Source organism: Prochlorococcus sp. ALOHA_ZT_50, from assembly GCF_022447305.1.
Classification (GTDB): domain Bacteria; phylum Cyanobacteriota; class Cyanobacteriia; order PCC-6307; family Cyanobiaceae; genus Prochlorococcus_A.
Map to the genome: position 1 here is coordinate 1 of NZ_JAKVCI010000037.1, position 10,186 is coordinate 10,186.

Below are 10,186 nucleotides of genomic sequence, written 5' to 3' on the forward strand. Positions count from 1 at the left end.
CTATAAGAGCAGGAATTAGATGTATGTTAATAAATTCTTGGAAAGGCTTTTTCTCTACTGGGAGTTCTTTTTTGAGTTTTGTAATAGGTTTGCTTGGAATATCAATATCATTTTTTTTAACAACTTTTCAAGAATTAGGGGAACTTCTTTAACTGCGAATTTATAAACTTCCTGACCATTCATCTGAATTGGAGAAAAACCTCCACTTAAAAAATCAATATTATCAATTATTGAATCTTTATTATTTTTTGATGGAAGATTAAGAAAAGAACCCCTTTCTCCGTCAGTTCTCATATCAAAACCAATTAAATTATCAAATTCATTAGTGGCTTCAATTGCTAATGCACCTGCACCATCTCCAAAGAGAATACAACTTCTTCTATCATTCCAATCAACAAAGCTTGATAATTGATCTGCTCCAATAACAATAGCCCTTTTAAAACTACCCCCTTTTAAAAATTGTGAGGCTGTTATTAAGGCAAATAAAAAACCACTACAAGCTGCAGTTAAATCGAAAGCTACAGCATTAGCTGCCCCTAATTTAGCTTGAATGGATGGCGCTGATCCAAATAAATCATGCGGAGTAGAAGTAGCTAAAACAATCAAATCAATCGTTTTAATATCCCAATTAGCCATTTCTATAGCAGTTAGAGCAGCCTTATAACCCATCTCAGTAACATTATCTTCTACGCTAGAGATTCTTCTCTCAGAAATACCAGTTCTAGATTTTATCCATTCATTGCTTGTATCAACCTTTTGACTAATTTTTTGATTGGTTAGGATTTGATCAGGTACATAACTTCCGCTTCCCTTGAATGACACTCCAATCTGATTAAAATTTATTCCTTCCAAAAGAGTTTTTTAGTTACTTATATTAGTCAAACATAAATTTGACTCAATATGTTTTATGAATTTAAAACTTGAAGCTTTTGCAGTTGATTTAAATTGTCCATAACACCATGATTCACTGCAGAGTGAGCCAAGCGAAGAGCACTAACTACTGATAAAGATTTGCTACTTCCATGACCAATAACGCAAATACCATTCACCCCAAGTAATAAAGCTCCTCCATGTTCGGCATGATCTAACCTTTTCTTAATTCTGAGTAGATTACTTTTTAAAAAAGCTGAACCAACTTTCCCCCGCCTTCCACGTGGCAGCTCAGATCTCAAAATATCTAATAAAACTCCTCCCACAGATTCAAGAAATTTCAATAATATATTTCCAGTAAATCCATCACAGACTACTACGTCGAAACTACCTGATAATACATCTCGCCCTTCACAATTACCTCCAAAATCAAAACTTTTTTCAGAAGATAATAATTCAAATGTTTTTAGGGATAAATCATTACCTTTGCATTCTTCTTCTCCAATATTTAAAAGGCCAATTCTTGGTTTTTTTACTTGTAAGACATCTTTTGCATAAATATTACCTAGAAGAGCAAATTGATGCAGATAAGATGGCTTACAATCAGTATTTGCACCGACATCTAAAACTAATACCGGGCGAGTTTGATCCCTTGTTGGAAATAATGCTCCTATAGCTGGTCTATCAATCCCTTTCAATCTCCCAATTCTAAATATGGCAGAAGCCATCATGGCGCCTGAATTACCCGCTGAGTAGACAGCTTCAGCTTTATTATTTCTCACTAAATCCATTGCAACGTTTATACTTGCATTTTTCCTTTTTCTAACTGCAGTAGCTTCTTCATTCATCCCAATAGGCTCTCCACTATCAATTAATTCAAGACGATTATTATCTATTTCATTTTCTAATAATTCTGCTAAACCAGTTTTTTCTGCTGCATCTTTAACTTTTTCAATTTTGCCGACAAACTTTATATTTATTGGAAATCTACTTATTGCTTCTAGGCAACCCTCAAGAATTGGACCAGGAGCATAATCTCCACCCATCCCATCAACTGCGATCCAAATTCTTTTAGATTGAGATTCCTCCACCCTATCTAAAATATTATCGTTATTTTGTAATCTTTTTAATGGGTCAAAAACTAATGGCTGTAATGTATTTTTAGCTATTGAACTAGCATTTGAAACTACACTACTAGCAGTATTAACAACAGATTCAGCACTTGAAACTACATTACCTGCAACATTACCTGCAACATTACTAGCTGTGGTTACTACTGATCCAGCACCAGAAACCATATTACCCGCAACATTACTAGCCGTTGCTGCAGAACTAGCAGCAGTATCAACTATAGAAGTCACAGCCGAATTTCTTTTGTACCAAATAACTAATCTTCTAATAGCTCTGGGCTTGTTAATTTTTTGCGCTGTTTCTTTCCCCATTTATTTACCATCAAAAGGAGCAATATCGACAATCCGTTGAAAAAGATATCCTGTACCCCTTGCTGTCAAAATTAATTCAGGATTTGCTGGATCAGCCTCCAGTTTTGATCTTAATCTTGATATATGAACATCCACGACTCTTGTATCTACATGTCTCTCGGGGGTATATCCCCAAACTTCTTTCAAAATCTCTCCTCTACTAAATGGCTCTCCTGACCTACTTACCAAAAGCTCTAAGAGACTAAATTCCATACCAGTTAATCTAATTCTCTCATCACTTTTAAAAACTTGTCTTCGATTTGTATCAATTTTTATATCCGTAACCAAAATTAATCCTGAATTAGGCATTCCAGGAATTTGCTCTTTGTCGATTCTTCTAAGAACGCACCTAATTCTAGCTTCTAACTCCTTTGGGCTAAATGGTTTTACTACGTAATCATCAGCCCCTAATTCTAAACCTGTTATCCTATCTGCAACATCTCCTAATGCAGTTAACATAACAATTGGAACATCAGAATCTTTCCTTAATTCTTGACAAACTCCATAACCATCTAGCTTTGGCATCATGACGTCAAGCACTACTAAATCAGGTTCATAATCCTTAAATAACTTTAGTGCTTCTTTACCATCACTTGCAGTTACAACTTTGTAGCCAATCATGGAGAGACGTGTCTCCAGAATTCTTCTAATACTTGCCTCGTCATCTGCGACAAGTATAGTTTCTTTAGTTTGACTAGATAGAGCCATTTGTTTCTATTAGCTAATCAGTAAGAGAATTTATTATTAACCTAATCTAACTTGTAGAGGGGCAATATCCCAAACATTCTAGTTCCATTACTTCATTCAGAGACTAAATGTCTAGCAAATTATCTACTTTTATTTGTCAGAATTGCGGATCTGAAACTTCTCAATACTTTGGTAGATGCCTAAATTGCAACTCATGGAATTCCATTGTTGAAGAAATAAAAAGTAAGAGATCTAAATATCAAGAAATAAAAAATATAAAAAATAGTAAAAAATCTATACTATTTAATGAGATTTCATCAAAAAAAATATCAAGATTTACAAGTGGTTTTAGAGAATTTGATCGAGTGCTTGGAGGTGGAATAGTACCTGGATCTGTTGTTTTACTTGGAGGAGAACCAGGTATAGGTAAAAGCACAATAGTTCTTCAATCAGCAGGAAAAATATCTCTTAATGAGAAAGTTTTATATATAACTGCAGAAGAATCTTTAGAACAAGTAAAAATTAGATGGGAAAGATTAAATCAAAACAGTATTGATTTACAAATTTTTGCAGAAACCAATTTATCCCTAATTATTGAAGAGATCAAACGTGTAAATCCAAGTTTCGCAATTATTGATAGTATTCAAGCCATCCATAATCATGAAATGCAAAGTTCTCCAGGATCGGTTTCTCAAGTTAGAGAATGTTCATCTGAATTGCAAAATCTTGCCAAAGACAATAATATTGCTCTTCTAATAATTGGTCATGTAACCAAAGATGGTGCTTTAGCTGGCCCTAAAACTCTAGAGCATTTAGTTGATACAGTAATAAACTTTGAAGGAGATAATATTTCCTCACATAGATTACTAAGAAGTATAAAAAATCGATTTGGATCGACCTTCGAGATTGGAATTTTTGAAATGCTTGAAGAGGGTTTACGAGAGATAAAAAACCCAAGTTCAATTTTTACAAATAAAGAAAATATTTCAGGTGTAACAACTACGATTACAAATGAAGGCACTCGACCATTAGCAGTTGATATACAAGCACTGGTAAATAAAACTTTCTACAGTAACCCAAGACGAACTACAACTGGAATTAGCATAAATAGATTGCATCAAATTCTAGCTGTTATTGAAAAACACGTAGGGATAAAATTATCTGAATTTGATTGTTATATAGCTACTGGTGGGGGTTTTGAGATTAATGATCCATCATCTGACTTAGGTGTAGCAATATCAATTTTATCAAGTTTGAAAAATATTCCTCCTTTGGCAAATAGCTCATTTATTGGGGAATTGGGTTTGAGCGGTCAGGTTAGAAAATCGAATAACCTTCGAACAAAGATAGAAGAAGCTGTAAGACTAGGGATCAAAAATATCGTAGTGCCAAAACTAGAGGAGGAACTAAATAATAATTTTCAAAATTTAATAAATATCAAAGAGATATCCAATATTAAAGAAGCAGTTGATTATTCTTTATCAAAATAAAAAAATCAAAGGTACATATCAATTGAGCTTCTGCCTGAGTTTTTCAACCAATTCTCAATATCTAGATACCCACCTGGATAAAGTCTCACTGCTTTAGACCAGACTTCAGCAGCTTTATCAAACCAAATATCTCTCTGATCTAAATCACCATTTTGCTCAGCATATCTTCCCCTTTTTTCATAAATTAAACCTATATTTTTCAAGCATGATGGCTGTTTGGGATTTTCTACTAATGCTTTTTCATAAGTTTCAATAGACAAATCCTCTTCACCATTACTCATATATATTATTGCCATATTTTTTAAAGTCTCACCCCTATCAATTTTATTTTCTTCAAGCAGTAAACTCTCTTTGTAATACTCTAATGCTTCCGAATAATCCCCATTATTTTGTGCAGCTAAGCCATCTCTATAATAAATATATGCCTTTTTTTCTTTCTCAGCGATAGGCATTATTTTTACAATAGATTCAGCAATTACAGTAAAAGCTTTATCAATAAAATTGTCTCTGTTTTGATTACTAGGCACTGCTCAAAATCTAATAAAATTAATATAGTAATTTAAAAAATAACTATTTAAAAAGTCTATTACATTTATTATTATAGTTAAATATAAAGTCAAGCATTAATTTGCTTCTATCGTGAAAAATATGGAGAGCATTCAATTAAGCGTTACAGGAATGAAGTGCGGAGGTTGTGTTAGTACTGTTGAAAAAATATTGAATAATTCTGATGGTATTGAAAATGTTTCTGTTAACTTGCTTACTGAAAGTGCATATTTTGAAATTACCCAGAAACATATAGAAATAGAAACAGTTCTCGAAAATCTAAAAGAGAATGGTTTCCCATCAAAGATTTACATAAATGATTTTTCAAAAAAAATAAATAAAGCAGAATTAGAAAAAAAAAAGAAGTGGAATAATCAATGGAAAAAACTAACTTTTGCCCTATTACTTTTATTATTTTCAGGATTAGGTCATCTGGCAGAAGGAAGATATATAAATTTTCCAATATTAGGTAATATATTTTTTCACGCTTCATTAGCAACATTAGCTCTATTATTTCCTGGCAGAGGAATAATTATTAATGGATTTAAATCATTTATTAAGAACCATCCCGATATGGATTCTTTAGTAGCTCTTGGAGTAATTAGCGCATATACAACAAGTCTTCTATCCTTAATATTTCCTGCCACTGGTTTTCCTTGTTTTTTTAATGAGCCAGTTATGCTGTTAGGCTTCATACTGATTGGGCGTTACTTAGAAGAAAGAGCAAGATATCAAACTGGTTCATCCATTGGAGAATTATTAGATCTTCAACCTGAAATGGCAAATATCTACACAGAAGACAATCAAATAAAGTCAATAAGAGTGAACACTTTAAGACCTGATCAAGAGATTCAAGTTTTAGCAGGAGACAGAGTACCTGCTGACTGCATTGTTACCCGAGGTAATTCATATGTTGATGTTTCACATATTACTGGAGAATCCAAACCTATAGAAGTAAAAGAAGGCGAAAATCTATCTAGTGGGTCTTTAAATCTTAATTCAACTCTTAGACTTAAAGTACAAAAGGTCGGAGGAGATTCTTCTCTTGCAAAACTAGTAAATCTTATTGAGTCTGTAAACGCTAGAAAACCTCGCATTCAAAGCATTGCTGATGAAATTGCAGGTAAATTTACTTACTTTGTACTTATTTTTGCTACTTTAACCTTCTTCTTTTGGTGGAAGGGGGCAAGAAACATATGGCCTGATTTATTAAGTCACAATCATGAATTAATCACTCACTCAAGCCATACACTTCATAGTTCGCTTGGTAGTAATGCTGAGAATTTCCTGAGTTTAGCAATTCAATTGTCAATTGCTGTTTTAGTAATAGCTTGTCCTTGTGCATTAGGTTTAGCCACCCCAACTGTAATAACTGTCGCATCAGGTAAAGCAGCAAAAAAGGGAGTTTTATTTAAAGGCGGGGACAAAATAGAGATGGCTTCAAAAATTAATCACATTATTTTTGACAAGACAGGTACTTTAACAAAAGGTAAGCCTTTCATTGTTGATTATAAAAATAATGATGATCATTCATTTTTATTAAAAATAGCTGCCAGTTTAGAAAAGGAAAGCAGACATCCAATCGCAGATGCCTTAATTCAAGAGGCAAAAAAGCAAAATTTAAGTTTATTTCCAATAAAAAAAATTTTTACTCATTCAGGGCGAGGTATTTCTGGAGAACTTGAGTCAATTGATGGACTTATTAATATTGGAAATATTGAATGGCTACTAAGCAAAGGAATAATTATTGATAGTGATGCAAAAAAAGTCATTGAAAATGAAGAAACAAAAACGAACACTATCATTGGAGTAAGTATCAAAGATAAGTTATTAGGCTTTATTTTGCTCGGAGATTTACTCAGAGATGATTCAATTAAAACAGTTCAAAATTTAAGAGAAAACAAATTTAAAATTAATATTTTAAGTGGAGATAGGAAACAAACAGTTTTAGCTTTAGCAAAAAAAATTGGTTGTAAAGAAACAGAAGTAAAATGGGATCTTCTTCCTGAAATGAAGCTAAAGACTATAGAAAATTTAAAAATTAATAATAAAGTGGCAATGATTGGTGATGGTATTAATGATGTCCCAGCCTTAGCATCCTCAGACTTAGGAATTGCGGTGGGATCAGGGACTCAAATAGCCAAGGCAAATGCAGATGTAGTATTGATGGGAGATCAACTAAATGGATTACCCTACGCCTTAAATCTTGCAAAAAAAACTATAAGAAAAATAAAGCAAAATCTAACATGGGCTTTTGGTTACAACTTACTAGCTATACCTTTAGCCGCCGGCATTTTATTCCCTAAATACGGTATTCTTCTTACTCCCTCAATAGCAGCATTATTGATGGCTATTAGCTCTATTACAGTTGTAATTAATGCTTTATCTTTGGATTAAATGAAAGGAAAATTTATCGTTATTGAGGGTATTGATGGATGTGGTAAAACTACCCAAATAGATGAACTATCTAAATGGCTTCCTAATAGTGGTCTAATAAAGAAAGGGTCTAAATTAATCACAACTAGAGAGCCTGGAGGCAGTCTTTTAGGAAAAAAACTTAGAGGACTGATTCTTGATAATAATGAAAATAACAAGCCTTCATCTCTTGCAGAATTATTGCTTTATTCAGCGGATAGAGCTGAACACGTTTCCAAAATTATTTCACCTGCTTTAAATAACAATGATTGGGTAATAAGTGATAGATTTTCCGATTCCACACTGGCTTATCAAGGTTATGGAAGAAATATAAATTTAGAAATAATTAAAAATATTGAATCTATTGTGTGTCAAGGAGCATCTCCAGATCTCACTTTCTTCTTAGAAATTTCTCCAGAAGAGAGCATATTCCGAAGAAAAAATGAAATTCCAGACAGAATAGAATCAGAAGGTATTAGATTTTTAGAAAAAGTAAATGAAGGCTTCAAACTAATTGCCAAACAAAAAAACTGGAAAGTAATATCTGCTTCACAAAATATTAAAACTATTTCTAATCAAATTAAAGAGACTTTGCTAAACAATTTTTCTAATAACAAATGATTGAGGTTAAAAAAAATAATTTTTTCTTGAATGAAGAAGTCAATACCTTTCTTAAGAACATAATTAAAAACAAATCATTGGCTAATGGTTATATATTTTATGGTGCTGAAGGATTAGGCAAAAAGCAAACTGCTCTTCAATTTATAAAAGAGATTTTCAAACAGTCTTCACCAAGCGAAAATGTTGAAGAGAGAATTACAAACAATAACCATCCTGATTTTTTAATTATTGAACCTGATTCTCTTTTGGCAACAAAAAGTTCAGGAAGTTCCGATCTTGAAAAAACAATAAAAAGTGGATCTGAGATTATTAAAATTGCTCAAATACGTAATATCAAAACTTTTCTTAGTCAAAAATCAATAAACTCAGAAAAAAAAATTGTTTTAATTATTGATGCACACCTCTTAAACGAAGCAGCCTCAAATTGCCTTTTAAAAACCTTAGAAGAACCTAGTAACGGCATTTTTATTTTACTAACATCTAAATTAAACCTTCTCTTAGATACGATCATCTCAAGATGTCAAATCGTCAGATTTCGATCTTTTTCTAGTAAACAAATAAAGTCAATTTTAAAAGAATATTTAGATACTTCTAAATTAAAGATAAATACAAAATTAAAATTTGAAGATTTAATAAACTCTGCAAATGGATCTCCAAATCAATTATTGAAAAATATTGAAATTTGGAATGATTTTTCAGATGAAATTATAAGTAAATTGGATTCTCCAATTAAAAATAGTCTGGAAATATTAGAAATATCTAAATCAATATCTGAAAAATTAGAAATTTTTCAACAGATTTGTTTAGTAAATTTAATTCAAACAATTTGGTGGAGAAAAACAAAAAATATCGGTTTAGTTAAAAAACTTGAAAATTTAAAATACCTCTTAAGAAAAAACATTCAACCAAGGTTGGCATGGGAAATTACTTTTTTAAAAATTTCAATGGAAGATATATGAGATTAATCTACTGCAGAATTTATCAAGTCAGGATTTCTTGCTTGAATAAACTCTTGCCTAGCAGTTTCCACTTGAGAACCAATAGGTAACTCAAGACAATATCCAGCACCGTATACAGTTTTTATATAAATAGGTTTGCGTGGATCGGGTTCAAGTTTAGTGCGTAAGTGTCTAATATGAACTCTTATTGTCTCAATATCATCATCAGGTTCATATCCCCATACTTCTTTAAGAATTAATGCTGGTGATACAGTTTGACCATGTCTCTGCAAAAGACAATGAAGAAGTTCAAATTCAAGATGAGTTAACCTAACAGGAGATTCAAACCATATAGCTTCAAATCTTTCCGGAACAAGAGTTAAAGGGCCATAATTTAATATTTCTTGCTGGTTACTAGAATTTAATTGTGCTCTGTTGGTTCTTCTTAATAAAGCTTTTATGCGTACATATAATTCTTCTAAATCGAATGGTTTAGTAATGTAATCATCTGCTCCAGAATTAAACCCAGTAACTTTATCTTTAAGGCCGCCTAAAGCAGTTATCATCAAAATTGGTATATTTGATGTTCTTTCATCTCTTCTTAGTCGCTGGCATAAAGTTAAACCATCAACACTTGGTAGCATTAAATCCAAAAGTATTAAATCTGGTGAATATTGAAGAGCTAATGCTTGTCCTTTAATTCCATCTTCAGCTTTTTGGACATCGAAACCAGAATGTTCTAAATGCCTAGCCACCAAATCACGCATATCACGATCGTCTTCAATTAAAAGGATTGAAATTTTCATATTTATAAACTATTAAATTAAAATTAAGTTTTAGTATTATGATTCTCTCAAGAATTTATAAAGATTGCTGAATTACTGTAAACAATTTTATCAATTAGAATTATCAAATAACCTAGTGTTAACAACAGATTAGATAGAAATTGCAATTTTTACAAAAGTTGAAATTTTATAATTTCTTTCGATTTTATTCACTTTTTCTTAATAATCTATGGATTATTAGAAGCAAATAATGGTTCAAATTGAAAGAATATCTAATTCAGATTGCCACTATAAAGTTTAAAAAAAAATTGAATTAAATAGAGATTTTCAGTTTGCCAATAAGAATTAACTAA

At 31.8% G+C, this 10,186-nt stretch carries 8 protein-coding genes and 1 pseudogene; 4 read left to right on the forward strand and 5 right to left on the reverse strand.

Translation table 11 applies throughout. The features are described 5' to 3' along the window. Nucleotides 1-87: 87 nt before the first annotated feature. The 3 genes and pseudogenes from MK115_RS08455 to rpaB all read right to left on the reverse strand — a co-directional run. Nucleotides 88-852, reverse strand: a pseudogene (locus MK115_RS08455) (beta-ketoacyl-ACP synthase 3); the annotation flags it as partial. Between the two features lie 53 nt (nucleotides 853-905). Then, nucleotides 906-2,312, reverse strand: a complete 1,407-nt coding sequence (gene plsX / locus MK115_RS08460; RefSeq protein ID WP_287610741.1) for a phosphate acyltransferase PlsX — start codon at nucleotides 2,310-2,312, stop codon at nucleotides 906-908. Next, the gene (rpaB, locus tag MK115_RS08465; RefSeq protein WP_025892447.1) at nucleotides 2,313-3,059 is read right to left on the reverse strand and encodes a response regulator transcription factor RpaB; all 747 of its coding nucleotides are present in this window, start codon (nucleotides 3,057-3,059) and stop codon (nucleotides 2,313-2,315) included. 107 nt (nucleotides 3,060-3,166) lie between these two features. Between rpaB and radA the strand changes: the two genes are divergently transcribed. Then, the gene (gene radA, locus MK115_RS08470; RefSeq protein ID WP_287610742.1) at nucleotides 3,167-4,528 is read left to right on the forward strand and encodes a DNA repair protein RadA; all 1,362 of its coding nucleotides are present in this window, start codon (nucleotides 3,167-3,169) and stop codon (nucleotides 4,526-4,528) included. 5 nt (nucleotides 4,529-4,533) lie between these two features. On the opposite strand, the gene MK115_RS08475 is transcribed toward radA, so the two are convergent. After that, complete coding sequence (locus MK115_RS08475; RefSeq protein WP_002805833.1) at nucleotides 4,534-5,055, reverse strand: photosystem I assembly protein Ycf3; 522 nt, start codon at nucleotides 5,053-5,055, stop codon at nucleotides 4,534-4,536. A 121-nt stretch (nucleotides 5,056-5,176) separates the two neighbouring features. On the opposite strand from MK115_RS08475, the gene MK115_RS08480 reads away from it, so the two are divergent. Genes MK115_RS08480 through MK115_RS08490 form a run of 3 tightly spaced genes read left to right on the forward strand, consistent with a single transcriptional unit; the run spans nucleotide 5,177 to nucleotide 9,069 of the window. Further along, nucleotides 5,177-7,471 carry a heavy metal translocating P-type ATPase gene (locus MK115_RS08480; RefSeq protein ID WP_287610743.1) on the forward strand — a complete coding sequence of 765 codons (2,295 nt, stop codon included), beginning with the start codon at nucleotides 5,177-5,179 and terminating at the stop codon, nucleotides 7,469-7,471. Next, entirely contained in the window at nucleotides 7,472-8,110 is a 639-nt protein-coding gene (gene tmk / locus MK115_RS08485; protein WP_287610744.1) for a dTMP kinase, read from the forward strand. Beyond that, complete coding sequence (locus MK115_RS08490; protein WP_287610745.1) at nucleotides 8,107-9,069, forward strand: DNA polymerase III subunit delta'; 963 nt, start codon at nucleotides 8,107-8,109, stop codon at nucleotides 9,067-9,069. The genes tmk and MK115_RS08490 overlap by 4 nt, the downstream gene beginning before the upstream one ends. A 2-nt stretch (nucleotides 9,070-9,071) precedes the next feature. On the opposite strand, the gene MK115_RS08495 is transcribed toward MK115_RS08490, so the two are convergent. Further along, the gene (locus tag MK115_RS08495; RefSeq protein ID WP_025971596.1) at nucleotides 9,072-9,854 is read right to left on the reverse strand and encodes a response regulator transcription factor; all 783 of its coding nucleotides are present in this window, start codon (nucleotides 9,852-9,854) and stop codon (nucleotides 9,072-9,074) included. Nucleotides 9,855-10,186: the final 332 nt, after the last annotated feature.

What these genes read in the sequence shown, in the direction of transcription:
- plsX (WP_287610741.1), bottom strand. Translation starts at nt 2,312, where the DNA reads ATGGGGAAAGAAACAGCGCAAAAAATTAACAAGCCCAGAGCTATTAGA.
- rpaB (WP_025892447.1), bottom strand. Translation starts at nt 3,059, where the DNA reads ATGGCTCTATCTAGTCAAACTAAAGAAACTATACTTGTCGCAGATGAC.
- radA (WP_287610742.1), top strand. Translation starts at nt 3,167, where the DNA reads ATGTCTAGCAAATTATCTACTTTTATTTGTCAGAATTGCGGATCTGAA.
- MK115_RS08480 (WP_287610743.1), top strand. Translation starts at nt 5,177, where the DNA reads ATGGAGAGCATTCAATTAAGCGTTACAGGAATGAAGTGCGGAGGTTGT.
- tmk (WP_287610744.1), top strand. Translation starts at nt 7,472, where the DNA reads ATGAAAGGAAAATTTATCGTTATTGAGGGTATTGATGGATGTGGTAAA.
- MK115_RS08490 (WP_287610745.1), top strand. Translation starts at nt 8,107, where the DNA reads ATGATTGAGGTTAAAAAAAATAATTTTTTCTTGAATGAAGAAGTCAAT.
- MK115_RS08495 (WP_025971596.1), bottom strand. Translation starts at nt 9,854, where the DNA reads ATGAAAATTTCAATCCTTTTAATTGAAGACGATCGTGATATGCGTGAT.